This window comes from Quadrisphaera granulorum, from assembly GCF_003149145.1.
GTDB lineage: Bacteria > Actinomycetota > Actinomycetes > Actinomycetales > Quadrisphaeraceae > Quadrisphaera > Quadrisphaera granulorum.
In genome coordinates, this window is the sequence record NZ_QGDQ01000010.1 from 44,767 (window position 1) to 70,603 (window position 25,837).

The 25,837-nt window shown below is 73.3% G+C and carries 21 protein-coding genes and 1 pseudogene; 10 read left to right on the top strand and 12 right to left on the bottom strand.

What is annotated here, in order from left to right; translation table 11 throughout:
• Nucleotides 1–22 precede the first annotated feature (22 nt).
• The gene (locus BXY45_RS09470) at nt 23–2,173 is read right to left on the bottom strand and encodes a GAF domain-containing SpoIIE family protein phosphatase (protein WP_170131419.1); all 2,151 of its coding nucleotides are present in this window, start codon (nt 2,171–2,173) and stop codon (nt 23–25) included.
• A 142-nt stretch (nt 2,174–2,315) separates the two neighbouring features.
• On the opposite strand from BXY45_RS09470, the gene BXY45_RS09475 reads away from it, so the two are divergent.
• The 3 genes from BXY45_RS09475 to BXY45_RS09485 all read left to right on the top strand — a co-directional run bounded on the left by BXY45_RS09475 (nt 2,316) and on the right by BXY45_RS09485 (nt 6,486).
• Nucleotides 2,316–2,729 carry an ATP-binding protein gene (locus tag BXY45_RS09475; RefSeq protein ID WP_109774162.1) on the top strand — a complete coding sequence of 138 codons (414 nt, stop codon included), beginning with the start codon at nt 2,316–2,318 and terminating at the stop codon, nt 2,727–2,729.
• Between the two features lie 174 nt (nt 2,730–2,903).
• Nucleotides 2,904–4,415: a malate:quinone oxidoreductase gene (locus BXY45_RS09480; RefSeq protein ID WP_109774094.1), complete on the top strand. Its 1,512-nt coding sequence runs from the start codon at nt 2,904–2,906 to the stop codon at nt 4,413–4,415.
• 7 nt (nt 4,416–4,422) lie between these two features.
• The gene (locus tag BXY45_RS09485; protein WP_109774095.1) at nt 4,423–6,486 is read left to right on the top strand and encodes a PP2C family protein-serine/threonine phosphatase; all 2,064 of its coding nucleotides are present in this window, start codon (nt 4,423–4,425) and stop codon (nt 6,484–6,486) included.
• Here the strand turns inward: BXY45_RS09485 and BXY45_RS09490 are convergent.
• The 4 genes from BXY45_RS09490 to BXY45_RS09505 all read right to left on the bottom strand — a co-directional run bounded on the left by BXY45_RS09490 (nt 6,448) and on the right by BXY45_RS09505 (nt 11,544).
• Entirely contained in the window at nt 6,448–7,365 is a 918-nt protein-coding gene (locus tag BXY45_RS09490; protein WP_218566912.1) for a transglutaminase-like domain-containing protein, read from the bottom strand. The two genes, BXY45_RS09485 and BXY45_RS09490, sit on opposite strands and share 39 nt — an antisense overlap.
• Nucleotides 7,366–7,425: 60 nt before the next feature.
• Nucleotides 7,426–8,919, bottom strand: coding sequence for an amino acid permease (locus tag BXY45_RS09495; protein ID WP_109774097.1), 1,494 nt, complete (start codon nt 8,917–8,919; stop codon nt 7,426–7,428).
• A 98-nt stretch (nt 8,920–9,017) separates the two neighbouring features.
• On the bottom strand, nt 9,018–10,490 hold the full coding sequence (locus tag BXY45_RS09500; protein WP_109774098.1) for an amino acid permease: 1,473 nt from the start codon (nt 10,488–10,490) through the stop codon (nt 9,018–9,020).
• 133 nt (nt 10,491–10,623) lie between these two features.
• Nucleotides 10,624–11,544, bottom strand: coding sequence for a serine/threonine-protein kinase (locus BXY45_RS09505; RefSeq protein WP_170131420.1), 921 nt, complete (start codon nt 11,542–11,544; stop codon nt 10,624–10,626).
• 165 nt (nt 11,545–11,709) lie between these two features.
• Here BXY45_RS09505 and BXY45_RS24835 point away from each other — a divergent pair.
• The 5 genes and pseudogenes from BXY45_RS24835 to BXY45_RS09525 all read left to right on the top strand — a co-directional run.
• A pseudogene (locus tag BXY45_RS24835) lies at nt 11,710–11,865 on the top strand (SDR family NAD(P)-dependent oxidoreductase); the annotation flags it as partial.
• A gap of 106 nt (nt 11,866–11,971) precedes the next feature.
• On the top strand, nt 11,972–12,442 hold the full coding sequence (locus tag BXY45_RS24530; protein ID WP_281270573.1) for an SDR family oxidoreductase: 471 nt from the start codon (nt 11,972–11,974) through the stop codon (nt 12,440–12,442).
• A 103-nt stretch (nt 12,443–12,545) separates the two neighbouring features.
• Entirely contained in the window at nt 12,546–15,173 is a 2,628-nt protein-coding gene (locus BXY45_RS09515) for an ATP-binding protein (protein WP_109774100.1), read from the top strand.
• Between the two features lie 9 nt (nt 15,174–15,182).
• On the top strand, nt 15,183–15,995 hold the full coding sequence (gene proC, locus BXY45_RS09520) for a pyrroline-5-carboxylate reductase (RefSeq protein ID WP_245961726.1): 813 nt from the start codon (nt 15,183–15,185) through the stop codon (nt 15,993–15,995).
• 59 nt (nt 15,996–16,054) lie between these two features.
• Nucleotides 16,055–16,987: an NAD(+)/NADH kinase gene (locus BXY45_RS09525; protein ID WP_109774102.1), complete on the top strand. Its 933-nt coding sequence runs from the start codon at nt 16,055–16,057 to the stop codon at nt 16,985–16,987.
• Nucleotides 16,988–17,191: 204 nt separating this feature from the next.
• Here BXY45_RS09525 and BXY45_RS09530 read toward each other — a convergent pair whose 3' ends face one another.
• The 5 genes from BXY45_RS09530 to BXY45_RS09550 form a co-directional block, all read right to left on the bottom strand.
• The gene (locus BXY45_RS09530; protein ID WP_109774103.1) at nt 17,192–18,067 is read right to left on the bottom strand and encodes an ABC transporter ATP-binding protein; all 876 of its coding nucleotides are present in this window, start codon (nt 18,065–18,067) and stop codon (nt 17,192–17,194) included.
• Nucleotides 18,057–18,869 carry an ABC transporter ATP-binding protein gene (locus tag BXY45_RS09535; RefSeq protein WP_109774104.1) on the bottom strand — a complete coding sequence of 271 codons (813 nt, stop codon included), beginning with the start codon at nt 18,867–18,869 and terminating at the stop codon, nt 18,057–18,059. Before BXY45_RS09535 ends, BXY45_RS09530 begins: the two co-directional genes overlap by 11 nt.
• Nucleotides 18,866–19,798 (bottom strand): ABC transporter permease, encoded by a 933-nt coding sequence (locus BXY45_RS09540; protein ID WP_211319405.1) that lies wholly within the window; start codon nt 19,796–19,798, stop codon nt 18,866–18,868. Before BXY45_RS09540 ends, BXY45_RS09535 begins: the two co-directional genes overlap by 4 nt.
• Nucleotides 19,795–20,793, bottom strand: a complete 999-nt coding sequence (locus BXY45_RS09545; RefSeq protein ID WP_211319406.1) for an ABC transporter permease — start codon at nt 20,791–20,793, stop codon at nt 19,795–19,797. The genes BXY45_RS09540 and BXY45_RS09545 overlap by 4 nt, the downstream gene beginning before the upstream one ends.
• Before the next feature lie 94 nt (nt 20,794–20,887).
• Nucleotides 20,888–22,474: an ABC transporter substrate-binding protein gene (locus BXY45_RS09550; RefSeq protein ID WP_109774105.1), complete on the bottom strand. Its 1,587-nt coding sequence runs from the start codon at nt 22,472–22,474 to the stop codon at nt 20,888–20,890.
• Between the two features lie 165 nt (nt 22,475–22,639).
• Here BXY45_RS09550 and BXY45_RS09555 point away from each other — a divergent pair, with 165 nt between their 5' ends.
• Entirely contained in the window at nt 22,640–23,233 is a 594-nt protein-coding gene (locus BXY45_RS09555) for an Lrp/AsnC family transcriptional regulator (protein ID WP_109774106.1), read from the top strand.
• Nucleotides 23,234–23,263: 30 nt separating this feature from the next.
• Here BXY45_RS09555 and BXY45_RS09560 read toward each other — a convergent pair whose 3' ends face one another.
• Nucleotides 23,264–23,617 (bottom strand): avidin-fold protein, encoded by a 354-nt coding sequence (locus BXY45_RS09560; protein WP_211319407.1) that lies wholly within the window; start codon nt 23,615–23,617, stop codon nt 23,264–23,266.
• Nucleotides 23,618–23,810: 193 nt separating this feature from the next.
• Here BXY45_RS09560 and BXY45_RS09565 point away from each other — a divergent pair, with 193 nt between their 5' ends.
• Nucleotides 23,811–24,383, top strand: a complete 573-nt coding sequence (locus tag BXY45_RS09565; protein WP_211319408.1) for a methylated-DNA--[protein]-cysteine S-methyltransferase — start codon at nt 23,811–23,813, stop codon at nt 24,381–24,383.
• On the opposite strand, the gene BXY45_RS09570 is transcribed toward BXY45_RS09565, so the two are convergent.
• Nucleotides 24,325–25,785, bottom strand: a complete 1,461-nt coding sequence (locus tag BXY45_RS09570; protein WP_218566913.1) for an aldehyde dehydrogenase family protein — start codon at nt 25,783–25,785, stop codon at nt 24,325–24,327. The genes BXY45_RS09565 and BXY45_RS09570 overlap by 59 nt on opposite strands.
• Nucleotides 25,786–25,837 lie beyond the last annotated feature (52 nt).

Sequence of the window (25,837 nt, forward strand, 5' to 3'; positions counted from 1 at the left end):
GCGGGATAGAGGGGAGCAGGGGTCAGCGGGTGCGGGCGGCGAGCATCGCGACGTCGTCCGAGCCGCCGACACCCACGAGCTCGACGAGGAGCGCGTCCAGCATGTCCGGCAACGGCAGGTGCGCGACCCCGGCGAGCGCATCCGCCAGCCGCTCGACGCCCTCGCCGAGGTCGCTGTCGCGGCGCTCGACCAGACCGTCGGTGTAGAGGAGCAGCGTCGATCCAGCGGGGAGTTCGACCTCGGCCTCGCTGCGCGGGCTGCCGGGCGCGAGCCCCAGGAGGAGGTCCGCCTCGTGGCCGTCGAGGGCCACGACACCCGCGCCCGGCACGGCCATCAGCGCCGGCAGGTGCCCTGCGCTGCTCCAGCGCAGGCGCAGGTCGCCCTGGCCGTGCCCGTCGTCGGTGAGGCGGATGGCCAGCACGGTGGCGAGCAGGTCAGCGCCGAGCACGTCGAGGGTGCCGTCGAGGCGGGCCAGCAGCTGGGCCGGGGAGTCTTCCGTGGCCACGGCCAGCGTGCGCAGAGCGCTGCGGACCTGGCCCATGGCTGCGGCGGCGCCGATGTCGTGACCGGTGACGTCGCCGATGACGAGCAGGGTGGAGCCGTCGGGGTGGCGCAGCGCGTCGTACCAGTCACCGCCGACCTGGTGGCCGGCGGCGGCCGGCGCGTACCGCGCGGCGAGCTCCAGGTGGGGCAGTGCGGGCAGGTCGGTGAGCATGGCCCGCTGCAGCGTGCGCGCGGCCTCGCGCTCGGCCCGCAGCGACAGGCACCGCTGCACGGCGTGCGCGGCGGCGTCGGCGAGGGCGGTGACGAGGTCGCGCTCGGCGGTCAGCAGCGTGCGCGGGGCACTCCAACCGACGGTGAGCACCCCCAGGCACTGACCCTCGACGAGCAGCGGGGCGTGCACGGTGGCCTCGACCCCCACGAGCACCGGTACGGCGGACGTGGCGGTCGCGGCGGCGGTGGCGGCGTCGGGGCTGAACACCAAACGGGCCTCGCGGGCTGCGACGAGCGCGCCCTGCGGCACGTCGATCGGGTCTCCGAACCTCTCGGCGAGCTCGTCGACGGGCGGCGTCGTCTCCATCGCTGGGGCGACCTGACCAGCCGCTGGCCCAGCGGGCGCTGCCGCTCCAGGGTGAACGCCCGGGCGGGACCGTTCACTGGCGACGTAGCGCAGGGCGCCGGAGCCACGCTCGTGGAGGGCGACAGCCGCCAGCTGCGCGCCGAGCCCGGTGCGCACCGCGGCGACCACGCTCGCCGCGACCTCCTCCGCCTCGCGAGCCCGGGAGACCGCCTGGCTGAGGTCGAGCAGCAGGCGGCTGCGCGCCGCGGCGATCTCGGCGTCGCGGCGCTCGCCGACGGCGCGCATCTGCGCGGTGGTCGCCTCGTCGCGGGCGCTCTCGGCAGCGGCGCGGACCTCCGCGGCGTCGGACAGCGCGCGGCGCAGCTGCAGCTCGGCGGAGCAGGCGGCGGCCAGGTCGGCCAGGAGGGCCACCTCGCGACGGGTCCAGTCGCGGGGCTCCGGGGAGAGCGCGGCGAGCGCGCCGATCGCCTCGCCCTTCGGGCCGCGCAGGGGAGCCCCGAGGTAGCCGACGGCGCCGAGATCGGTGACCACGGCGTCTTCCCGCAGCGCGGGGTCTTCGCGGGCGTCACGCACGGCCAGCGGCCGGCCGCTGGCGACCACCTGCTGGCAGGAGGAGCGGGACAGGTCGGCCAGGCGGGTCGACTGCCACGGCTCGGGCAGTCCCACGGCGCCGGGGAACAGCTGCAGGCGCCGTGAGACCAGGCTGACGACGGCGGCGGGCACGCCGAGCACCGAACAGACCAGGCGGGCGTGCCGGTCGAGGGCGCCGTCACGCGCGCCGGCTCCGCCGGGATGAGAGGTGACCAGGCCCGATGCGGCAACGGGACGCTCGGTGGCCTCCTCCGGGGGGAGGACCTGCTCGTGCTGCTGAGCGGCCGCCTGCGCGGGGGGCAGGACGACGGAGAGCGTCGACGGGAGGGCAGCAGGCAGGAGGGCTGGCGCGGACGTGGTCAGCACCTCCACTCGGTCGACCAGGGGGGTGTCGGGCAGCACGAGGGTGCCCTCGGGCACCCCGAGGACATCGGCCTGCTCACCTGCGGAGGGACCGCGCGGCGGCACCACCGCGGACGAGGTCCCCCTGCTCGCCCCCACCCCGTAAGGATGCCCCACCGGGAGACAGCGCGAGGGCGGTTCCGGCGAGCCGGTTCGACTCACGCGGCGGGTCGCGCCGGAGCAGGCCAGACTTGGGGCGCCGGCGATCGCCGGCAGCGACCGGACCACCAAGGGGGCGGCGGTGTGCGATGTGACGGAGTCGACGAGCACCACGCTGCCCTCCGACCCCCGGGCCGCCCGGCTGGCGAGGGTGTTCCTGCGCAGCGCCCGGTGCCCGGCCCACCACGCCACTGTCCTCGACGACGCCGAGCTGCTGACGTCCGAGCTCGTGACCAACGCGGTGCTCCACGGAGCGCCGCCGGTGACCCTGGCGGTGGAGTGCGACACCACCAGCGGGATGCGCGTGCGCGTCACGGACGGCAGCGCCCGCCAGCCCCGGCCCCGCACGGCTCGGGTGGCGGACGTCGACGGGCGAGGCATGGCCCTGGTCGACCTGCTCTCTGCCGCCTGGGGCGCCGAACCGACCGACCGCGGCAAGGAGGTGTGGTTCCTGCTGAGACCCAGCCAGGACACCCCACCCAGCCCCGGCACCTAAATCCGGGACCGGCTTTCGGGGTGGGTCTGCGACGTTGCTCACCGTCTGAGCAGCCCGCGTGCGACACGCGTCGCTGGACGCGGGAGGATAGGAGCCGGAGATTTCGCCCGGCGCCCTGCGCGGGGCTGGCACGCACCACCGACGTCGCCTGACGTCCTCACCGAGGAGGCTGCGCTGAGCGCCCAGGAGTCCACGGTCCCGAACGCGCGTGCCGCTGGCGCCGCACCCGACGTCGTCATGGTCGGCGGCGGCATCATGAGTGCCACCCTCGCGGCCCTGCTGGGCCTGGTGCAGCCGGACTGGTCCGTCGTCGTCCTCGAGTCGGGGCCGTCGGTGGGCCTGGAGAGCTCCGACCCGTGGAACAACGCCGGCACCGGTCACGCAGCACTGTGCGAGCTGAACTACACGCCGGCGGGCCCCGACGGCCGGGTGGACCCGGCCAAGGCCGTCGGCATCAACGAGCAGTTCCAGGTCTCGCGGCAGCTGTGGTCCTCCCTGGTGCGCGCCGGCCTCACGGACGATCCGAAGTCCTTCATCACCTCGGTGCCGCACGTCAGCTTCGTCACCGGCGAGCAGGGGCAGCGGTACATGCGTGCCCGCTACGAGGCGCTGAAGTCACAGCTGCTGTTCTCCGAGCTGGAGCACACGGCTGACCCGGCGGAGCTCGCCGAGTGGGTGCCGCTGGTCATGGCCGGTCGTGACCCGTCGCAGAAGGTGGCCGCCACCCGCTCGCTCGCCGGGACGGACGTCAACTTCGGTGCCCTGACCTCCCTGCTGCTGGCCTCCGCGCAGCGGCGCGGCGTCCAGGTGGCCACCGGCACGCGCGTCACCGGGCTGAAGCGCACCTCCAGCGGCCGCTGGCAGGTGCTCGTGCAGGACGTCGCCACCGGTCACCGCAGCGCCCTGGTGACACCGTTCGTCTTCGTCGGCGCGGGCGGTGGCGCCCTGCCGCTGCTGCAGCACGCCGGCATCAAGGAGATCCGCGGGTTCGGTGGGTTCCCCGTGTCCGGACAGTTCCTGCGCACCCGCCGCAAGGACCTGGTCTCCCAGCACCACGCCAAGGTCTACGGGCAGGCCGAGGTCGGCGCGCCGCCGATGTCGGTGCCCCACCTCGACCTGCGCTCGGTCGACGGCGAGCAGTCGCTGCTGTTCGGGCCGTACGCCGGCTTCTCCCCCAAGTTCCTCAAGGCCGGCTCGATCTTCGATCTGCCGCGCTCGGTCAAGGTCAACAACCTCTCCTCGATGCTGGGCGTGGCCCGCTCGGAGATGGCGCTGACCAAGTACCTCGTGCAGCAGGTGCTCCAGACCCGCGGGCAGCGGCTCGAGGCCCTGCGGACCTTCTTCCCGGAAGCCGGCGAGGACGACTGGGAGCTCATCACCGCCGGGCAGCGCGTCCAGGTGATCAAGAAGGACCAGCGCGGCCGTGGCGTGCTGCAGTTCGGCACCGAGCTGGTGACCGGCGCCGACGGCACCATCGCCGGCCTGCTGGGTGCCTCCCCGGGCGCGTCCACCGCCGCCTCGGCGATGCTCACGCTGCTGGAGCGGTGCTTCCCGCAGAAGCTCGACGCGTGGCGCCCGCTGCTCACCGACGTCATCCCCTCCTACGGCCGGAACCTTTCGGACGACCCCTCCCTAGCGCATCAGGTGCGTGAAGAAACCGCGCGCACCCTGCACCTGACCGCATGACGTCCCCTTGACGGGCTCCGGGGGGCCCTTCGCCGCAGCGGGCGAGCTGCGCGGCGCCTACGACGCCGTCGACTGGGCCTCCTCCCCCGTGGGCTCACCGGAGACGTGGTCGACGGCGCTGCGCACCGCCCTGTCGCTGGCCTTCGCGACGACGTTCCCGGTCACGCTGCTGTGGGGTCCCCGCTTCGTGCTGCTCTACAACGGCGCGTACGCGCGGATGTTGCCCGGCAAGCACCCCTGGGGTCTCGGGCGTCCGTGCGCGGAGGTCTTCGGCGAGATCTGGGACCAGATCCAGCCGCTGATGCAGGGTGTCCTCGACGGTCGCGGGGCGGTGCGGATGGTCGACCAGGAGCTCTACATCGACCGCCGCGGCTTCTCCGAAGAGGGCTACTTCGACTACTGCTACTCCCCCGTCACCGGCGACGACGGCACGATCGAGGGCGTGCTCGACATCGCCGTCGACACCACCCAGCAGGTGCTGGAGCGGCGGCGCACCGCGCTGCTGCGGCGCCTGGCCGACCTCCCCGCGGTGCTGCGCAGCACCCACGACCTGGCCCGCGTGGCGCTGCCGGTGCTGCGTACCGACCCCGCCGACCTGCCCCTGGTCGAGCTGCTCGTGCCCGGTGAGGCAGCGCGCCGCGTCGACCCGCGCCTCGCGGTGCCGCCGCCACGGCCCGTGGAGGACGCCGTCGTCCTGGGCACCTCCCCCGCCGGGCGCACGGCCTGGCTGCGGGTGCCCGGTGTCGCCGTCCCCGCCGAGCGGCCGCTGCTCGTGGTGGGCCTGTCGACAGGCCTCGCCGAGGACGAGCACTACCTCGGCTTCCTGTGGCAGGTGGCCGCGGCGCTCGGCAACGCGCACGCTGTCGCGAGCGCTGCCGAAGCCGCGCACGCCCGGGCCGACCTGCAGGGCGCCCAGGTCCGGCGGCTGGTGGGGCTGGTGCGGGTGCTTCAGGAGCTGCCCGAGGCCACCGACGTCGAGCAGCTGGAGCGCGTCGTCGCGCGCGGCGCTGCCCGGCTCCTCGGCGCCCGCGGGGCCCAGGTGTCCTTGGGCGCGCCCCGCGCCGAGGACGCTGCGACAGCGCAGACCGCCGGGAGCATTCAGGGCGCGGCGTCCGCGGGGGTGGCGGAAGGGCGCGGAGCCGTGCACCTCGACGTGGGTGATCGCCACCTCGGTGAGCTGCAGCTGGTGTGGGGCGAGGGCCAGCGGCAGACCAAGGTCACCGAGGAGGAGCAGGCGGTGCTGTCGGTGCTGGCCAGCTCCACCGCACAGGCACTCGACAGGGCCGCGGCCCGTGAGGCGGAGCGGCGCGCGACGGAGGCCGTCCGCGCCATCGCCGAGGAGCTGCAGCGCAGCCTCCTCACCGAGCCTCCCCGGGTCAGGGGCCTCGACCTGGCGGTGCGCTACGTGCCGGCCGCGGAGCACGCGCAGGTCGGCGGTGACTGGTACGACGCCTTCACCACCGCCACCGGCGCCCTGCAGCTGGTCATCGGCGACGTCACCGGTCACGACCAGCGGGCCGCAGCGGCCATGGGGCAGCTGCGCAACCTGCTGCGTGGCATCGCGCACAGCGGGCAGCGCTCCCCCGCCCAGGTGCTCGCCGAGCTCGACGCTGCGCTGCCCCACCTGGGTGTCACGTCACTGGCCACCGCCGTGCTCGGGTCACTGTCGGCGCCGGAGGCGGACGGCTCGCGGGAGCTCGTGTGGAGCAGCGCCGGCCACCTGCCTCCGCTGCTGCTCGAGCCCGGGTCCGCGCCGCGGCTGCTCGAGGAACCGTCGGAGCTGCTGCTGGGGCTGCAGGCCGCCACCCGCCGCACCGATCATCGGACCCGGTTGCCCGCCGGTGCAACGGTGCTGCTGTACACCGACGGGCTGGTCGAACGGCGAGGGGTCGACCTGTCACTGGGTCTCGCGTGGCTGACGAAGGCCGCCGCCGACCTCGAGGGCGCAAGCCCCGACGAGGTGTGCGACGGGCTGCTGGACCTCGTGGGCGGTCGGGTCGACGACGACATCGCCCTGCTCGCCGTGCGCTTGTCAGGCGAGCAGCACGGGCCCGGCGGGGTCGTGGGGTAGCTCACCACCGGTCACGACGGCGAGCACCTCCATCTGCTGCAGCGTCACCCCGCCGCTCAGCGACGTGAGGAAGGCGGTGTCGGCGGCGTCGCGGCCCGTGCTGATCCGCCACAGCGAGCTGCGCGGCGCGAGGCCCGTGGCGTCGTGGACCTGCCAGCGGCCGTCTGAGCCGTCGCCGTCTTCGACGCGGATCTCGGCGACGGCGTGGAAGTCCATCGGCGACAGGCCCGGCGCGTACACGGCGGCGAGGCGCGCCGGGAGCTCCAGGGCCCGCGCGAGCGTCACCACGAGGTGGGCGTAGTCGCGGCAGACGCCCTGCCCGCGCAGCATCGTCTGGATGGCACCGTCGAACGGGGTCGAGGAGCCCGAGGTGTACACGAGCCGGTCGGTCACCCAGGCGGTGATGGCCTCGGCGAGTTCCGCGTCGCCGCGGTCGGCGCGGGTGCCGAACTCGGAGGCGGCGAAGGCGGTCAGCTCGTCGGAGGGGCAGTAGCGGCTCGGCCGGCACAGCTCGAACCGCTCCGCGAGAGCGGCAGCCTCGTCCGTGTCGACCGCGCTCGCCGTCGTCGTCCCCGATGTCCCGGGGGTGAGGCGCCCGGAGTACTCCACCACCACACGCCCTGCGGGCACCCCGCGGAGCACGTGCATGCGCTCGCCACGCTCGGCAGGTCCCACCGGGACCTCGACGGGGCGGGAGGCGGCGGGGAGCGGGCCATCGTCGTGGGTGACGACGAGCTGGTCCTCGACGGTCGAGCCAGGCAGCTTCGCGGCTGCCATCAGGAGCGACAGGTCGGTCGCTGAGGACAGCTGGAGCTCCAGCCGGGCTGATACTTCCCGGACAAGGGTGGATGGCGGAACGGGCGGAGCGGAGGCAGTCACGAGCCACCATTGTGGGGGCTTGACCGCCTCCGCACCCACTCGAACCTCAGCGGCCGCCCGTCAGCCGTGCCCGCCGCGACCATCGCCGGGGCGCTCGGCCACCACCGGGTACTCACCGGTGTAGCCCTCGCGCTCGGCGGCCACCTCCATGACCCGCTTGCGCACGGCGTACCAGCCGATGATGAGCGACGGCACGATGATCAGGACTGAAGCGAGCGTCCAGGTGCCGTCCGGGTAGTCGAGGCCCATGAGCACGAGCACCGCGACGAGGAACGCCAGCGACGCGTAGCTGGTGTACGGGGCGCCGAACAGCCTGAAGGCCGGTCGCTCCACGAGGCCCTCCTGGGAGAGCTTGTACAGCTTCAGCTGGCACAGGACGATCGTTCCCCACGCGGCGACGATGCCGATCGCCGACATGTTGAGCACGATCTCGAAGGCCTGCTCGGGGACGAACGCGTTCAGACCGACACCGAACAACGTGATGACACCGGTCAGCGCGATGCCACCGAAGGGCACGCCGTTGCGCGACATCTTGCCGGTGAACTTCGGCGCGGAACCGGCCACCGCCATCGAGCGCAGGATGCGACCGGTGGAGTACAGACCCGCGTTGAGGCTGCTCAGGGCCGCCGTCAGCACGATGACGTTCATGGCGTCGCCGGCACCGGGGACACCGATGAGCGAGAAGAACGTCACGAACGGGCTCTCGCCGTCCTTGAAGGCCGTGTAGGGGAGCAGGAGGGCGAGCAGCACCAGCGAGCCCACGTAGAACAGCGCAATGCGGAAGATCACGGCGTTGATGGCCTTGGGCATGATCTTCTCGGGGTTCTCGGTCTCACCGGCGGTCGTGCCGACCAGCTCCACCGCGGCGTAGGCGAACACCACACCCGAGGTGACGATCGCGAGGGGCAGCAACCCTGAGGGGAACAGCCCACCGTTGTCGGCGATGATCGACGGTCCCGTGGGCTGCCCGGCCACGGTGAAGCGGCCCAGGAGGAACACCAGGCCGATGATGAGGAAGGCGGAGAGCGCGACGACCTTGAGTAGCGCCGCCCAGAACTCCAGCTCACCGAAGAGCTTCACCGAGATGAGGTTCATCGCCAGGACGACGACGAGCGCGGCGAGCGCGATCACCCACTGCGGCACCGCCTCGGTCGGGCCCCAGTAGTGGACGTACACGGCGATGGCCGTGACGTCGACGATGGCGGTCATCGCCCAGCTGTGGAAGTACAGCCAGCCGGCCACGAAGGCCGCTCGCTCGCCGTAGAACTCCCGGGCGTAGGAGACGAACGAACCCGAGGACGGGCGGTGCAGCACCAGTTCACCCAGGGCCCGCAAGATGAAGAAGACGAAGACACCGCAGATCGCGTAGACGAGGAACAGCCCTGGACCGGCGTTGGCCAGGCGCCCGCCGGCGCCCAGGAACAGGCCGGTGCCGATCGCACCCCCGATCGCGATCATTTGAACCTGACGTGCTTTGAGGCCCTTGTGGTAGCCCTCGTCCTCGGCCCCCAGTCCGGCCGGGGCGGGTGTCTGACTGCGCGTTTGGGAGCTCATGAAGGCTCCGCCTCCTCGTGTCGACATGATCGGCGGAGGGGAACGTAGGGGCCTGCGGAGGCGCTAGGTAGCAATCTCATGTCAGGCGCGTAACAAGATCATCTCAAGTCGGTGCCCGGGCGCTCGGCCACCACGGGGTACTCGCCGGTGTAGCCCTCACGTTCGGCGGCCACCGCCAGCACGCGCCGGCGCACCGCGAACCAGCCGACGATGAGACCCGGCACGATGATTACCAAGGTGGCGAGGGTCCAGGTGCCGGTCGGGTAGTCGAAGCCGATCAGCACGAGCACCGCGGCGAGGAAGACCAGCGTGGCGTAACCGGTGTACGGCGCGCCCATCATCCGGAAGTGGGGCCGCTCCACCACGCCCCGCCTCGAGAGGCTGAAGAGCTTGAGCTGGCAGAGCACGATGGTTCCCCAGGCAGCGACGATGCCCAGCGCCGACATGTTGAGGACGATCTCGAAGGCCTCGCCGGGCACGACGGCGTTGAGGCCGACGCCGAGCAGGGTGATGACGCCGGTCAGCGCGATGCCGCCGAAGGGCACGCCGTTGCGGGACATCTTGCCGGTGAACTTCGGGGCGGAGCCCGCCACCGACATCGATCGCAGGATGCGCCCGGTGGAGTAGAGCCCGGCGTTGAGGCTGCTCAGTGCGGCGGTAAGCACGATGACGTTCATGATGTCGCCCGCGGCGGGCACACCGATGCGGGAGAAGAACGTCACGAACGGGCTCGTGTCCTTGTCGAACGCGGTGTACGGCAGAAGGAGCGCGAGCAGCACGAGCGAGCCCACGTAGAACAGCGCAATCCGGAAGATCACGGCGTTGATGGCCTTGGGCATGATCTTCTCGGGGTTCTCGGTCTCCCCCGCGGTCGTGCCGACCAGCTCCACCGCCGCGTAGGCGAACACCACACCGGACACGACGAGCACCAACGGCACGAGCCCCGTGGGAAACAAGCCGCCGTTGTCGGAGATGACCGACGGGCCGGTCGTCTCGCCGTCCACCGTGAAGCGGCCCAGCAGGAACACCAGGCCGATGACGAGGAACGCGCTCAGCGCCACCACCTTGAGCAGCGCCGCCCAGAACTCCAGCTCACCGAAGAGCTTCACCGAAATCATGTTCATCGTCAGGACGACGACGAGGGCCACCAACGCGATCACCCACTGCGGCACCACCTTGGTGGCCCCCCAGTAGTGCACGTACAGCGCGATGGCCGTGACGTCGACGATGGACGTCATCGCCCAGTTGAGGAAGTACATCCACCCGGCGACGAAGGCGAAGCGCTCGCCGTAGAACTCCCGGGCGTAGGACACGAACGAACCCGAGGACGGGCGGTGAAGGACCAACTCGCCGAGCGCTCGCAAGATGAAGAAGACGAAGACGCCGCAGATGGCGTAGACGAGGAACAGCCCCGGACCGGCGTTGGCCAGGCGCCCGCCGGCGCCCAGGAACAGCCCGGTGCCGATCGCACCCCCGATGGCGATCATCTGGATCTGCCTCGGCTTGAGGCCCTTGTGGTAACCCTCGTCCTCGGCGGTCAGGTCCGCCTGGCTTCGCGTCTGGGAGCTCATGGGCTCTCCCTTCCTCGTGTTCGGGCGGGGGCGAGACTAGGTGCCTACGCGCACTGATGCGCGACGGGGGCGTGTCGTCGGCGTGACACACCCCTCAGGCCAGCCCCGTTGTCCCAGCCCGTTGTCCCAGCCGTCATGTCAGTGCGGCGGCCAGCTCCTCGACCAGGGCGGAGCAGGACGGCGGACGCTCGGCCGGGTCCACGGCAAGTCCATGGGCCACCGCCCGGTCCAGAGCGGTCGGCAACCAGCGGCGCCGGCGGCTGAGCTTCGGCGCGCGCCCCGCCAGGTGCGCGCGCGTCACGGCGAACCTCGTGGCGTACGGGTAGGGCGGCTCTCCCGACAGCAACTCCACCGCGGTGCAGGCCAGGGAGTACACGTCGGTGGCGGACGTGACGCGCAACGCCTGCAGCAGCTCCGGCGCGGCGTACGGCAGCGACCCGGCCACCCGGCCGTGCCGGGCCAGCGGCCGGGACTCGTCGAGGCTGCGCGCCAACCCGAAGTCGGTGACCGCGGCGCGGCGGTCGGGTGGCGCCGCGAGCAGCACGTTGGTGGGTTTGACGTCTCCGTGGACGACGTCGACGGCGTGCACCGCGTCGAGCCCGGCTGCCGCCTGCGCGAGCACATCGAGGATGCGGGGGACGTCGGGTCGCTCGCGCCCGCGCGGCCGCAACACGGCCGACGTGCCGCCGTCCAGCAGCTCCATCGCCGCCCAGAGCAGCGGCGCGTCCAGGTCGCTGCCGCGGGGTAGCTCCTCTCCGTGGCCGAGGACGGCGACGACGCCGGGGTGGCGCACCTGCGCGGCGACCTCGCACTCGCGGTGGAAGCGCTGGCGCCCGGTCTCGGAGGCCGCCGCGGTCGGCTCGAGCACCTTGAGCGCTTCCTCGCGGGCGCCGTGACCGGCGCCGCGCAGCACCCGGTACACCTGCGCGGTGCCACCGCGGCCCAGCAGCCCCAGCACGAGGCGCCCGCCGATGACCTGGCCAGGGGCCAACAGGTCCCGACGTTCCTGCGACAGCCGGGCCAGTACCTCCGCCTCGCGGTCCCACGGGATCACCCCCGCAGTCTGCGGGGTGCGCGCCGGCGCTGCAGGCGACCTCCACGAAGGACCTGTTCGTCGTCGTCGAACAACCACCGAACGCCTCATGGGCAGGACCGGCACCAGGCTGGTCGTGAGACGTCGGAGGTCGTCGTGGGTCGTTTCTCAGGGAGCACAGCTGCGGTGACGGGCGGCACCAGCGGCATCGGTCGCTCGATCGCCCTCCTGCTGGGAGCGGAAGGGGCCCGGGTGCACGTCGCGGGCCGTGACGAGCAGCGAGGACTGGCGGTGGCGCGCGAGGTCACCGCGCTCGGCGGCGAGGGGCGCTTCGTGCGCGTCGACGTGGCGGTCGACGCCGAGGTCGCGGCTCTGGCGAAGACCGCTAGCGCCGACGGGCCTCGACCACTGGTTCTCCAACGCCGGCACCGAGGGACCGATCGGGCCGATGTCGGGGTGGGACGACGCTGCGCTGCGCGAGGTCCTGGACGTCAACCTCAAGGGCGTGCTCTCGGGGCTGCGCCACGGCTCGGAGCACATGTCCCGAGGGGGCACCCTGGTCAACACGGCGTCCTTTGTCGGCGCTGCCCTCCCGGTGCCCATCGCCGTCCCCTACGCGGCGGCCAAGGCGGGGGTGGTCGCCGCTGGTCGCAGCGCCGCCCTCCTGCTCGCCGAGTCCGGCATCGACGTCTACACGCTCTGCCCGTGGATCGTCGACACGCCCATGGTGGACCGGCTCACCGGCGGCGCACCGGACGACAAGGCCGGCTTCGCCGCCGGGTTCGCACCCAGCGGGAAGCTCACCACCCCCGATGACGTGGCCCGGACAGCGTTGGACCTGCTCGACGGTCGCTTGCCCGCCACCAGCGGTGACGCCTTCCTCGTCGACGCGGAAGGCAGCACGACCCTGCTGCGCTGACCGGCTGCTGCTGACCGGCTGCCTCCCCCGCCACGGGCTGCGGCACCCTGGTGCTCATCGCGACCCCCGCGAGACGGCTCAGGAGGAGCGGAGCGCCCAGCAGATGCCCCAGCAGACCAGGTCCGCTCCGAGTGGTCCGGACGCTCCGGGCATCCGGCCGGACCTGCTCGTCGGACGGGCCGGCGAGCTCGCCGAACTCGCCGACGTGGTCACGGCGTGCCCCCTGGTCACGGTCGCGGGGCCCGGCGGAGTGGGCAAGTCCGCGCTGGCCGCCGCCGTCGCGGGCGGCGTCGCACCGTCCTTCCCCGACGGGATCGTGGTGGTGCGCCTCGCCGAGGTGCGGGTGGGCGGTGTCCTGGACGCGATCTCCTCGACCGTCGAGCTTCCCCGTACCGGGGGTGGCGACCGTCTGCGCGCCCTCGCCCGGTGGTTGCGTCCGCAGCGGGTGCTGCTGCTGGTCGACAACTGCGAGCACGTCCTGGACGAGCTCCTGCCGATCATGCATGCGCTGGTGGACGACGCACCAGACATCGGTGAACGGCGGCTGCACCTGCTCACCACCAGCCGGCGCCCCCTCGGGCTGGTCACCGAGCAGGTGCTCACCGTCGCTCCGCTGGGCCTGCCCGCCCCGGACGAGCCACCGGAGCGTGTGGCGGCGGCTCCGAGCGTCGCGCTGTTCCTGCAGCGCGCCCGCGGCCGGGACCGGGCCTTCGTGGTGCCGGACGAGCACTGGCCCGCCGTCGGCGAGCTGTGCCGCAGGCTCGACGGGCTCCCGCTGGCGTTGGAGCTGGCCGGCGCCCGTGCCGGCGCTCTCGGTGTGCCGCGGCTCCTGGCCCGGCTGGAGACCGACCTCGCCCTCCTCGGGCAGCAGCGCACCGGCGGGGTCGACGCGGCGGGCGCGGCACGCAGCGTCGAGGCCGTGTACGACTCCAGCGAGCAGCTCCTCTCCTCTGCCGAACGTGAGCTGCTGCGCGCGCTGTCGGTCTTCACCGGCAGCTTCGACATCGCCGCCGTCGACGCTGTGGTCGGCGAGGCCAGCGCTACCCCGCTCGACGGTGCGCTCGCCGCACTGGTGGAGACCTCCCTGGTGCAGCGCGACCACCGCCGCGACCGGTACCGGCTGCTGGAGACGGTGCGGCAGGTGGCCGGGAACCGCTGGGACGACGACGACGCACGCCGGCGCGCCCAGCGGCGCCACGCCGAGCACTACCTCTCCTCGGCCGTCCGCGCTGGCCGGGGCCTGACCAGTGGTCCCGAGAGCGCGTGGCTGGAGACGCTGTCCGTCGAGGAGGCGAACGTGCGAGCGGCGCTCGCTCACGCCCTCGACGCGCAGGGCCCGCTCCTGCTGCAGGCCCTGGCCGCTGCGGCCGCCCTGCCGCTGCACTGGTGGGTCCGCGGTCAGCACCGCGAAGGGGTCGGCTGGCTCCGCCGGGCGCTGGACGCCACGGGCGACGCCGCCCCGGCGGAGCTGCGGGCCGCTGCGCTCTTCGGCGTGGCTTTCCTCTGGGCGCACGACGGCGACGACTGGCAGACCGCTGCCACCCTGCTGCGCGAAGCCCTCGCCCTGCTGGAGCCGTCGGGAGCGGCGCCGGAGCGCACGGCGGTGCTCGGGTACGTGCTGTGCCTGCTGGGACAATCGCACGCCGTCGCCGGTGAGGTGGAGCCGGCGCTGGCCCTGACACGGCGCGGACGCGACGTGCTCGCACAGCACGACGACCCGTGGGGCTCCGCCTTCGCCGAGTGGAACGTGGGCTTCGCCCACCAGCGCGGTGGGGATCTGGTGGCCGCCGAGGTCTGCTACCGCGCGATGCTCGACCTCCAGACCGGGCACGGCAGCCGGCTGGAGCTGATGATCGCCCACAACAGCCTCGCGGAGCTCGCCGAGCACCGCGGTGATCTCCCCTCAGCTCGTGAGCACTACGCGCGGGCGCTGGAGCTGCGCCACGATCTGGGCTCGCTGCGGCTGGGCTACGTCCACGGGTCCCTGCCGCTCTCCCTGCTGGCGCTGAGCCGAGTCTCGCGCGGCCTCGGGGACGTCGAGCGGGCCCGCCGCTGCGCCGAGGAGGGACGCGCCGCAGCGACCCGCATGCAGGACGACGCCACCGCCACCGCCTGCGCCGAAGAGCTGGAGCTCCTGGCCGTCAGGCCGTCGGTCGCGTTCCTGCGCAGGCAGGGCACCGGCTGGGTGGTGGGGCTGGACGAGGAATCGACGGCGCTGGCCGACAGCAAGGGGCTGCGCCACCTGCGGACCCTGGTCAGCGCACCCGGACAGCCGGTCGCAGCGATCGTCCTCGCGGGGGTTGCCGACGGACACGTTCCTCCGGCCGGTGACGCGGGCCCGGTGCTGGACCAGCAGGCCGTGGTGGCCTACCGCGCCCGCCTCGCCGCGCTCCGCGACGAGGCCGACGAGGCCGACGAGGCGGACCGCCGCGCGGACCCCGCGTGGTCGGCGCGGATCCATGAGGAGCAGGAGTCGCTGGTCGCCGAGCTCGCCCGCGGCACCGGTCTGGGCGGGCGGCTGCGCCCGGACCGGTCGGAGGCCGAAAAGGCGCGGATCAACGTGACGCGCACCGTGCGCGACGCCATCGAGCGGATCGGGCGCGATTGTCCCCGTCTCGCAGAGCACCTGCGCTCCTCGGTGACGACAGGCACCTGGTGCGCCTACACCCCCGCTACCCCCGTCACCTGGCGCCACGGCGCTCACGCCTCCGCCAGGAGAGCGCCGCTCTAGGCTCGCCCCGTGGCGGATACGGAGCAGTCGGCGGTGACCGTGGCGGTCCTGGGAACGGGGACGATGGGCGAGGCGGTGCTCGCCGCGGTGCTGGCCGGTGGTCAGCCCGCCGAACGGACGCTCGCCACGGCGCGCCGCCCGCAGCGGGCCGCCGAGCTCACCGAGCGCCACGGCGTCCGCGTGGTGACCGTGCGTGAGGCCGCCGCGGCCGACGTCGTCGTCCTCGGGGTGAAGCCGCAGCAGCTCGACGCCGTGGCGGCCGAAGTGGCAGGGGCCGTGCGTGAGGGGGCGCTGCTGGTGTCGCTGCTGGCCGGGGTCACGACAGCGCGGCTGGCTGCGGCGTTCCCCGGCGCGAAGGTGGTGCGCACGGTGGTGAACACGCCGGCAGTGGTCGGTGCGGGCGTCACGGTGCTGGCGGCGGGCGCGGGCGCCGGCGAGGCCGAGCTGGCTCGCACCGAGGAGCTGCTCGCCGCCACCGGCACCGTGCTGCGGCTGCCGGAGGGTCAACTCGACGCGGCGACCGGGGTGTCGGGCTCGGGGCCGGCGTTCGTGTTCGCCGTCGCCGACGCGCTCGCCGAGGGCGGGGTGGGCGCCGGCCTGCCGCGCGCCGTGGCACTGCAGCTGGCCGCGGCGACCGTGCTCGGTGCCGGGCGTCTCATGGTCGAGACCGGAACCCACCCGGCGCTCCTGCGCGAGCAGGTCACCTCCCCCGCCGGGACGACCGCCGCGGGGCTGCGCGAGCTCGACGCGCAGGGGATGCGCGCGGCGCTGGTGTCGGCGGTCATGGCCGCGGCGAAGCGCTCCGCAGAGCTCGCCGGCTGACGTCGTCGTCCTGATGTGCCCGTCCACTGGTCGCTCGGCAGGTGGGGCAGAGTGGGGCTGTGACGACTGCCGGGGGGCCGCCGCGGATCGGGCTGGTGCTCCACCCCACCCGTGATGTCTTCTCCGTCTCCGAGCAGGTGGTCAGCTGGGCCACCGAGCAGGGCGCGCAGGTGCTCGTGGCCGCCGGCGAGGCGGGCCGGGTGGCCGGGCCGGTCACCGAGGTGCCGCCGGACGAGCTGGCCGCGGCCTGCCACGCGCTGGTCTCCCTCGGCGGAGACGGCACCATGCTCGGCGCGCTCCGCACCTCCGCGGGGACGGGTGTGCCGGTGCTCGGGGTGAACCTCGGACGGGTGGGCGTGCTCGTCGAGGTCGAACCCGCGGAGGTCGCGCCCGCGCTGCAGCGGATCCTCGAGGGGCGCTACTCCGTGGAGGCCCGCCCGGCGCTGCGCGTCACCGGCGTGGAGTTCGAGGACGGCGCCACCTCTGCCGTGGCGTTCAACGACGTCGCCCTGTCGCGCTGCCCGGGTGACGGGATCGCGTCGGCGGCCCTGAGCATCGACGGCCAGGGGTACGGCGTGTACCGCTGTGACGCGGTCATCGTGGCGACGCCGATGGGCTCGACCGCCTACAGCTACGCCGCGGGTGGCCCGGTGGTCTCACCGACGCTGTCGGCCATGGTGGTGGCGCCGGCATCGCCGTGGTCGGGCATCTCCCGGCCGGTGGTGCTCTCCCCCGAGGACCACCTCGCCCTGGAGCTGCTGCCCGACAGCGGCGTGCTGGCGCTCGAGGTCGATGGGCGGGTGCTCGCGCCGCTGGCGCCCGGCGCGCGCATCGAGGTGGTGGAGGAACGCGACGCCGGGTACGTGGTGCGCCTGGACAGGGCCCGCCACGACCGGCGCTCCCGCGTGAAGCTCAGCCTGCTCGACCTGCCGCTGCTCCCCGACGAGCTGCGCGAGCTGCTCCCCCGCGAGCTGGGCCACGCCCCCGACTGACGTCACCGGCCTGATGTCACCGGCCTGACATCAGGCCCGGCCGCGTCCTAGGGCTGCCACGACATGTCGGAACCTCGGCACGACGTGTCGGAACCGGGGTCTGGTTCCGACACTTCGTGCCGGGGTTCCGACGTTTGGCGGCAGGGTTCCGGCACCGCTCAGGCACTGCGGGGCTCTAGGACGACGACGACGGGGAACGGCTGATCACGCCCGCTCGGGCACCGCGGGATCACCCCACGTGGCCCGCTCCGCCTCCGTCGGGGCCGCGGGGATGCGTCCCGCGCCGTCGGGCACCGGGACGGCACCCAGCAGTGACCTGGTGTAGGGGTGCTGCGGGTCGTCCCAGAGCAGCTCGGTGGGCCCCGACTCGACGATTCGGCCGGCGTGCATCACGAGCGTGCTATCGGCGATGCGTCGCACGACGGAGAGGTCGTGGGAGATGAAGAGGAGCGCCGCGCCCACGGCGGTGGTCAGCGACCTCATGAGCGCGGCGACGGCGGTCTGCGTGGAGGCGTCCAGGGCCGAGATGGGCTCGTCGGCCACGAGCAGGCGAGGAGCAGCCGCGAGGGCCCGAGCGATGGCGACCCGCTGCTTCTGCCCTCCGGAGAGCTGGTGCGGGTGCCGGGAGGTCCATGCCGGGTCGAGTCCGACGCGCTCCAACCAGACCGCGGGCTCCGCCGTGGCGGAACCGCGGGCCCGGGCGACCGCGGCGCCGTCGTCGATCTGTGCGCCCAGGGAGCGCCGCGGGTTCAGGGAGGTGCTCGGGTCCTGGAAGACCATCTGCACTCCCGTCTGCGCCAGCGGCCTGCGGCGCAGTCCGAGGGGTGCGACGGGGGCGCCGTCCACCTCGACGGTGCCGGAGGCGCGGCGCTCCACCCCCATGACGGCACGGGCGAGGCTGGATTTGCCGCAGCCGCTCTCGCCGACGAGGGCCACCACCTCGCCCGCGCCGATGCGCAGGGATACGCCGTCGACAGCGACCACGGGCGGCGGACCCGGGTAGCGCACGACCAGACCGTCGACGACAAGGACAGGTGCGGTTTCGGCTGCGGCTGTGGGTGCGGGGTCGTCAGAGGCCACGGGGTGCTTCCTCCAGGGACGAGCCGGGCAGCGCCGCCAGCAGCTGGCGCGTGTACGGGTGCTGCGGTGCGGCGAACAGCTCCGCTCGGGATGCGCGCTCGACCACGCGACCCTGCTGCATGACGGCGACGTCGTCGGCCACCGCGCTCATCACGCCGAGGTCGTGCGTCACGAGCAGGACGGCCAGGCCACGCTCGGTGGCGACCTCGCGCAGGAGGTGGAGGATCCCCGCCTGCACGGTGACGTCCAGTGCGGTGGTGGGCTCGTCGGCGAGGAGCACCTCCGGGTCGCAGGCCAACGCCATGGCGATCGCGATGCGCTGGCGCTGTCCGCCGGAGAACTGGTGCGGGTAGCGGCCCAGGGCGCTAGCGGGTGCGGGGACCTGGACCCGCTCGAGCAGCTCGACGGCGCGGGCCCGCGCCTGCGCACGCCCGAGCCGCAGGTGGCGGCGCACGTGGTCCGTGAGCTGCTGGCCGACGGTGATCTGCGGGTGCAGGCTCGCCGAGGGGTCCTGGAACACCATCGCGATCCGCCGACCGCGCACGTCGCGCAGCTGCCGCTCGGTCAGGCCCAGCAGCTCCGTGCCTGCGAGGCTGATGGAGCCCGTCGTGGTGGCCGTGCGGGGCAGCAGTCCGAGCACGGCCATCGAGGTGAGCGTCTTGCCGGAGCCGGACTCCCCCGCGAGGCCCTGGATGCGTCCCGCGCGCAGCTCCAGGTCGACCCCGTGCACGAGGGGCCGGCCGATAGTGATGCCGAGGTCGCGAATGGTCAGCACCGGCGAACCGCCGGCAGGACGGCTCACGGTCGGTCCTCCTCGACGGGCAGCTCGACAGACTGTGGGGCCGAGGCCACACCGACGGCGGTGCGTTCGGTGCGCGACGTCGGGTCGACGGCGTCGCGCAGCGCGTCGCCGAGGAAGTTGAACGCCATGACGACGGTGAGGATGGCGAGACCGGGAAAGGTGCCGATCCACCACGCATCGAAGTTCGCCAGCGCGCCGGAAATCATCGACCCCCACTCCGCGGTGGGCGGCTGGGCCCCGAGCCCGAGGAAGGACAAGCCGGACAGCAGCAGCACCGCGGCACCCACGTCGAGCGTGGCCAGCACGACGACGGGCCCGACGACGTTGGGGGCGACGTCGACGACGAGGGACGTCACCGGCGAGCGGCCCAGCAGGCGCCCCGCTACGACGTAGTTGAGCGTCCTCAGCCCCAGCACGAGGCTGCGGGTGACGCGGGCGTACTGCGGCCACGACACGACGACCGCCGCGATGACGGCGTTGTAGAGCGACGGCCCGAGCGAGGCCGCCACGACCATCGCCAGGATCACCGTGGGGAAGGCCATGACGAGGTCGGTGAGTCGCATGAGCGCCTCGTCGACCCAGCCTCCGAACCACCCGGCCACCGCCCCCACGACGACCCCGATCACCGCGGACGCCACGACGAGTCCGAGCGCGAGCGGGATGGTGGTGCTGGCGCCGGTCATCAGCCGGGAGAACACGTCACGGCCGAGCGCGTCGGTGCCGAGCAACGTCCCCTCCCCGGGCGGCGACAGCCGTGGGAGCTGCTGGGCATCGGGCGGGTAGGGCACCCACGCCGGTGCGGACACGGCAACGACGAGCCAGGCGACGGCGATGGCAGCACCGACCACCGCCAGCGGCGAGCGCCAGACCCGTGGCAACCGCAGCCACGCTCCGCGGGGTCGGCGCGTCAGGGCGCCGTCGAGGCTCACGCGAGCCTCACGCGGGGATCGAGCACGCCGTAGAGCACGTCGACGATGAGGTTGAGGACGAGGTAGATCACTCCGACGACGAGCCCGACGCCCATGATGCCCGGGAGGTCGAGGTTGCTGGCCGCCTGGTAGGCGTAGGTGCCCAGGCCGGGCCAGGCGAACACCGACTCGACCAGCACCGTCCCGGACAGCAGCGATCCGAAGGCGATGCCGACGACGGTGAGGATCGGCAGGGACGCTCCGCGCAGCACGTAGCCGACGACGACGCGTCCGGGGCCGAGCCCCTTGGCGCGGGCCGCGCGCACGTACTCGCTGTCCAGCACTTCCAGCACCGACGTGCGGATGAAGCGCGTGAGCAGGCCGATGGTGAACAGGCTGAGCACCCCGACCGGCAGCGCCAGGTGCGCGGCGGCGTCGACGAAGCCGACGCTGTCGCCGTCGAGCATGAAGTCGACGGTGTACAGCCCGGTGATGGTGGGCGGTGGTGTGAGCGACGGGGAGAGCCTGCCGGACCCGGGCGCGATGCCGAGGCGCCGGAAGAAGAGGTCGTAGGCGACGAGCGCGAGCCAGAACGTCGGCAGCGAGAGTCCGATCAGTGAGACCACCCGCACCACCTGGTCGGTGACGAGGTTGCGGCGGTGGGCGGCCACCGTGCCGAGTGCGGTCGCGACGAGCAGGCTGACCACCACCGCGCAGACGGCGATCTCGATCGTGGCGGGGACGGCGGTGGCCAGGTCGCTCGCCACGGGGCGCCCGGTGGCCAGAGAGCGGCCCAGGTCTCCGTGGGCGAGGTTGCCCAGGTAGGTGAGGTACTGGACGGGCAGCGGATCGTCCAGGCCGTACCGCTCGACGTAGGCCTGGACGGTCGCCGGGTTGGCTGCGGCACCCTCACCCAGGGCCGCGGCGATCGGATCGCCCGGCACGAGGTTGGTGAGGGTGAACGTCACGAGCGTGACCCCGAGGAGCAGCAGCACCGAGGTGGCGGTCCGGCGCAAAACGAACCGTGCCAGCGGTGACCGGCCCCCCAGCGCGCCCCGTCGCGGAGGCGACGGGGCGCGCTGGGGGGCCGGTGAGGCAGGAGCTGTCACGTCAGGCGGTGGGCTTCAGCTCGGCGAGGTCGACCGTCCACACCGAGTTGTAGGCAGCACCCGTCACGGTGTTCGCGGTGGCGATGTTCGAGCCCGGGACGATGAGCGGCACGAACGGGCCCTGCTCCTGCAGCGCCTGTGCGAACGCCGCGAAGTCGCCCTCGCGAGCCGCCGGGTCGGTCGCGGAGCCGGCGGTGGTGGCCAGCTGGGCGATCTGCGGAGCCGCCTCGACGGTCCACCCGGCCCGCAGGCCGACCTTCAGGCCGGGGCCGAACGGCAGGAAGTTGGCGGAGTCGGCGTAGTCGGGACCCCAGAACCACATGCTGAAGCCCTCCTTGCCCGCCACGTAGGCGTCGAGCTCGGTGGCGATCGGTGCCGGGGCCAGCTCGACGTTGATGCCGGCGGCCTTGAGCTGGGACTGGACGCGCTCCGCGAGCGGGGTGAACTCGACACCGCCCACGGGGTAGTCGTTGGGGTACTGCAGGCGGATGGTGGAGCCGTCGTACCCGGACGCCGCGAGCGCTGCCTTGGAGGCGGCGAGGTCCTGCGTGGCACCGGTGGGTAGTGCCCCGGTGAAGCCGGGCGGGATGACGCCGGTGGCCTGGACGGCACCCGCCCCGGCCAGCTCGAGCAGTGAGCTGTAGTCGAGCGCGGAGCGCACCGCCGCGGCGAACTGCGCGTTGGCGGTGATTCCCCCGACGGCCGGGTCCTGGTTGACCAGCAGGAAGATCGTCGATGCCGACGGGACGGAAGCGACGGTGAAGCCGTCCTTGAGCTGGGTGACCTGGTCGCCGTTGAGGTCGAGGGCCACCTGGGAGTCACCGCCCTGGAGGTTGATGAGCTGGGTGGCGCTCTCGCTGGTGTTCCGGACGACGACGCGGTCGTAGCCGGGGGCTTCGTCGCCCTCGTACTTCGGGTTGCGCTTCAGGACGACCTGCGAGGTGACGTCGAAGGCGTCGAGCACGAAGGGGCCGGACCCGGCAGACGCCGTGTCGAGGTAGGCCTTGGCCGTGTCGCTGCCGTCGGTGGTGCCGCCGTGCTCCTTGACGACGTCGGCATTGACGATGCCGAGCGCGGGGTTGGCGAGGATGGCCGGCAGCTGCAGGGACGGGGTGGCGGAGGTGAAGCGGACCGTCGTGTCGTCGACCTGCTCGACGGTGATGCCGTTGAGCAGGAAGTTGGGCTTGGCCTCCTTCATGCCCTGGACGCGCTGCATGGTGAACACCACGTCGCTGGCCTCGACGGGGCTGCCGTCGGAGAAGGTGTGGCCGCCCTCGAGGGTGAAGGTGAACTGGGTGGCGTCGGCGTTCTGCGTCCAGGAGGCCAGGCCGGGCACGGGCGTGGAGACGTCGGAGCCCTTGAAGTCAACCAGCGTCTCGTAGAGGGCCTTGGCGATGGTGTTGCCGGTCGGGTCATAGGTGTTGCCCGGATCGGCGGTCTCGAGGGAGAAGGCCGTGTCGACGACGAGCGAGCCCCCGCTGGTGGCGGTCCCCTCACCGCCCTGAGGTTGCGCCGAGTTCCCTCCCGAGCAGGCAGACAGGGCCAGCGCCGCGCCCAGGGCGAGGGCCAGCAGTCGGGGAGAGCGCACAGGTGACTCCAGGGTTCGGAAGCGGGAAGGAGCAGGGCGACCCGTGGACCGTGTGACGGACCCCTCTGGACGCGATGGTGAGATTCCCACGATGCTCGATGATGCGTCTAGGCAGTTCGCCTGCACCCGGACAGAACGTCTGCCCTAGCCGCCAGGAGGCGCGAAATGTCTCAGATCCGGAGCAGCACCGGCGGCTCACCTGGACGAAGTGCACGCACCCTCGACGACGTCGACTACGGGATCCTCGCGGTGCTGCGCACCGACGGCCGCATCTCCATGGCGGCGCTGGCCGCCCGGGTCGGGATCTCACGCGCCAACGCCTACGCCAGGGTCGAGGCCCTCGTGGCGGCCGGCGTCATCACCGGCTTCAGTGCCCGCATCGACCCCGCCAGAGCAGGGCTGGCCATCGCAGCTCTCGTGTTCGTCACGGTGCACCCGCAGACGTGGCCCTCGTTCCGGCAGTCCGTGCTCCAGCTGCCCGACGTCGAGTACTGCGCCATCACGACCGGCGAGCACGACGCGATGATGCTGGTCAGGAGCACGGACGTGAGCGCCGTCCACGACTTCGTCACGGGGGTCGTCTCGGTGCTGCCGCAGGTGCGCACCGTCGTCAGCGTCGTCGTCCTCGATGAGGTGGCGCGGGTGCCGTACCTGCTACCGGGAGACATCCCCGACCGTTCGTCCGCGCAGGCGCGCCTCGGCATGACGCGGTGGACGCCCGCCGCGTCAGGCCGGGACTCGATGCCGCCGCGCCCCTGAACAGCGCGCGTCAGCGCCAGTCAGCGGAGTTCAGAGCAGCTCGACGCAGACGCTCTCGTGATCGACACCGTCGATCGCGAACGACTCACGCAGCAGGAGGCCACGCGGCCCCGGCTCGACCGTGCTCGTGCTGGTCCCGGTGACGACGGCGCCGCCCTCCTTGAGGACGTGCACGAAGGAGACGTTCAGCGCCGCACCCTCGCGGGTGCCGATGAACCGCCCCAGCACCACGGTGTCGCCCTCGTACTCGCCCCAGACCGCTCCGGCGGTCTCGTGGTAGGCGAAGCGCGTCGGGGCGTGCGGATCGACGGCGCTCGCCGTCGAGGACGCCATGACGAAGCGCCGCCCGTCGAGGGACAGCGGCGAGGTGGTCTGCAACGGCACGGCCCGCATGCTGCCACTGCTCGTTCCCGCATCCGCCCGTGAGCGCACTTTCCGCGGCAAGTGCGCCATACGTCGCCGCGGTGGCGCACTTGCCGCGGAAAGTGCGGAACTCCCGGCGGCAGGAGGGTGGGGTTGTCCACAGGGCGGGGGTGGGCGCCAGCGGGCGAGGGCGCCGGGCGGGCAGGGTGGGCGCATGGCTCAGACCTCGATGAACGGGCTGCGGCACGCCCGCACGGACTCACCTCTCGGCCCGCTGGTGGTGGTCGTCGACGACGACGGCGCCCTCGCCGGCCTCTACTACGCCGACGGGCACACCCCCGCCCCGCGACCGGCCGCACTCGGCAGCTGCGCCGACCCCGACGACCCGCAGATCGCCACCGTCACCTCGGCCGTCCTCGGCTACCTGCGCGGCGAGACCGACGTCCTCGAGGTACCGCTGAGCTCGGCCGCGGTCCCAGCCGCCACCGACCTCCAGCGCGCCGTGTGGGCGCAGATCGCCGCCATCCCGCGGGGCGAGACCCGGACCTACGGCGAGGTGGCCGCGGCCATCGGCAAGCCGACCGCGGTACGCGCCGTCGGGCAGGCCGTGGGGCGCAACCCGCACTCGCTCGTCGTCCCGTGCCACCGGGTGGTCGGCTCCGGCGGCAAGATCACCGGCTACGCGGGTGGGGTGGACGTCAAGCGCCGCCTGCTGGAGCTGGAGGGCGTCACGCTCGGCCCCGGACCGCTGGTGCCGGCTCCAGATGCACCGCCTTCAGCGCCGTGAGCTCCCCGATCAGGTCGGGTCCGTAGCCGCGGCCGCGCCCGGAGGAGCGGCGCGGGTCCGCCGATCCGCCGGGCGCCCCGCCCCACACGGCGTTGACCTTGACCGTGCCGACCTCCAGCTCGTCCGCGGCCTGCAGCGCGTGGGCCGTGTCGGGTGTGAGCACGGTCGCCGCGAGGCCGTAGGCGCCCGAGCCGGCCAGGCACAGGCCCTCCTCCCACGACTCCACCACCCGCACGGCGGCCACGGGTCCGAAGGTCTCCTCGGTCATGACGTCCATGTCGTCGGTGCAGCCGACGAGCACCGTCGGCGGGTACCAGGACCCGGGCCGGTCCAGCCGCTCCCCACCGGCGAGGGCCTTCGCCCCGGCCGCGAGCGCGCCCTCGACGTGCGAGGAGACCAGGGCGAGCTGCCGCTCGTCGACGAGCGGTCCCAGCTCGCTGGTCGTGTCGGTGGGGTCGGCGACGACGACGCCGCGGGCCAGCTCCACGAGCTCGTCGAGGACAGCGTCGGCGACGTCGGCGTGCAGGTAGACGCGCTCCACGGACGTGCACAGCTGGCCGGTGTTGGTGAAGGCGCCCGCGGCGATCTGCGCGGCGGCCCAGGCGGGGTCGACGCCAGCATCGACCAGTAACGGGTCCTTGCCGCCGTTCTCCAGCAGCGCGATCGCGCCGCGAGCGCCGGTGACGGCGCCGATCCGCCGCCCGGTGGCGGTGGAGCCGACCTGGGCGACGACGTCGACGCGGTCGTCGGCGACCAGGGCTTCGCCCACCTCGCCGTCGCCGGTGACCACCTGGAGCACCCCCGGCGGCAGGGCCGCGGCGATGAGCGCGGCCATCGCGGCGCCCGGGGCGCTGGAGCGCTCCGACGGCTTGTGCACCACGGTGTTGCCGGCCACGAGCGCCGCGGCGAGCAGCCCGGCGGCCGCGGGGAACGGGTCGTTCCACGGCGTGATGACGGCGACGGTGCCGCGCGGCTCGCGCCGCACCACGTCGATGGCGCCCGACGACCCCGCCAGGGAGCGGCCGGCGTCGAGCACGGCGGTGGTGGCGGCCTCCTCGAGCAGTTCGGCAGCGACGACGGCGGACCCGCGAGCCTGTCCGACGAGCCGGCCGGTGGTGGCGACGAGAAGGTCACCGAGGGCGTCAGCGTTCTCACGGACGGACGCGGCGGCGGCCCGCAGCGCGGCGGCGCGGGCGCCCGGCGTCGTCGTCCTCCAGCCGCGGCGGGCGGCGCGGGCGCCGGCGAGCGCCGCCTCCACCTGGTCCGGAGTGGCGCAGCGGACCTCTCCGGACGGCTCGCCCGTGGCGGGGTCGACCAGCGGCAGGGACCTGCCTGCGGCCTCGACGGGCTCACCGTCCAGCCAGCATCCGGTGGCCAGGAGGGAGGTGGTGCTGGTGCTCACCGGACCTGTCTACCGGCCGGTGGGCGTGCGCGCGCTGCGAGCGCGTCGCACG

Coding starts and splice junctions, on each gene's coding strand:
- BXY45_RS09515 (WP_109774100.1), top strand. CDS start 12,546: ATGCCCCAGCAGACCAGGTCCGCTCCGAGTGGTCCGGACGCTCCGGGC.
- BXY45_RS09495 (WP_109774097.1), bottom strand. CDS start 8,919: ATGAGCTCCCAAACGCGCAGTCAGACACCCGCCCCGGCCGGACTGGGG.
- BXY45_RS09565 (WP_211319408.1), top strand. CDS start 23,811: ATGGCTCAGACCTCGATGAACGGGCTGCGGCACGCCCGCACGGACTCA.
- BXY45_RS24530 (WP_281270573.1), top strand. CDS start 11,972: ATGTCGGGGTGGGACGACGCTGCGCTGCGCGAGGTCCTGGACGTCAAC.
- BXY45_RS09555 (WP_109774106.1), top strand. CDS start 22,640: ATGTCTCAGATCCGGAGCAGCACCGGCGGCTCACCTGGACGAAGTGCA.
- BXY45_RS09500 (WP_109774098.1), bottom strand. CDS start 10,490: ATGAGCTCCCAGACGCGAAGCCAGGCGGACCTGACCGCCGAGGACGAG.